Source organism: Stenotrophomonas sp. DDT-1 (assembly GCF_001580555.1).
GTDB classification, from domain to species: Bacteria; Pseudomonadota; Gammaproteobacteria; order Xanthomonadales; family Xanthomonadaceae; genus Stenotrophomonas; species Stenotrophomonas sepilia.
Genome location: NZ_LEKR01000093.1, coordinates 1 through 580 on the forward strand (window position 1 = coordinate 1; position 580 = coordinate 580).

Below are 580 nucleotides of genomic sequence, written 5' to 3' on the forward strand. Positions count from 1 at the left end.
TCATCTCAGCTCGCCCCCAACCTGCTGGATCGGCAATTTGCCCCCGGAACCGGACCGACGGCCTGGGTCGGGGATATCACGTATGTCCCCACCCGCCAGGGATGGCTGCATCTGGCCGTGGTCATCAGCGTCCAGACCCGGCAGGTGCTGGGCTACAGTGTTTCCAAGCGTCTGACTGAAGAGCTGGTGGTGAAAGCATTTGCCAATGCTTGGGCTCTGCATCCACAACGACCCGGCCTGATCTTCCATTCAGATCGTGGTGGGCAGTACTGGGGGAACCAGTTTCGCCAGCTGCTGCAGTCCCATGAGGTGGTCCAAAGCATGAGCCGGCCTGGCAATTGCTGGGACAACGCGGTGGCCGAGAGCTTCTTTGCCACGCTCAAGACAGAAGAGGCTGCCGAGCCTTACGCCAGTAGAGAACAAGCCAGCCAGTCCATCGCTGCTTACATCCACGGCTTCTACAATCCAGCCCGGCTACACTCGGCGCTGGGCTACCACTCGCCTAACAACTACGCCCGGCAGCTCCGGGCTGCCGCCTGAAACGGCTTCATGGCGTCCGTTTTCAGGGGGCCAGATCAGA

General features: G+C 61.0%; 1 protein-coding gene. It reads left to right on the forward strand.

The window, feature by feature from the left end:
- Nucleotides 1-540: IS3 family transposase (locus AB839_RS20860; RefSeq protein WP_156476715.1), on the forward strand; the 540-nt coding region annotated here is incomplete at its 5' end.
- Nucleotides 541-580 lie beyond the last annotated feature (40 nt).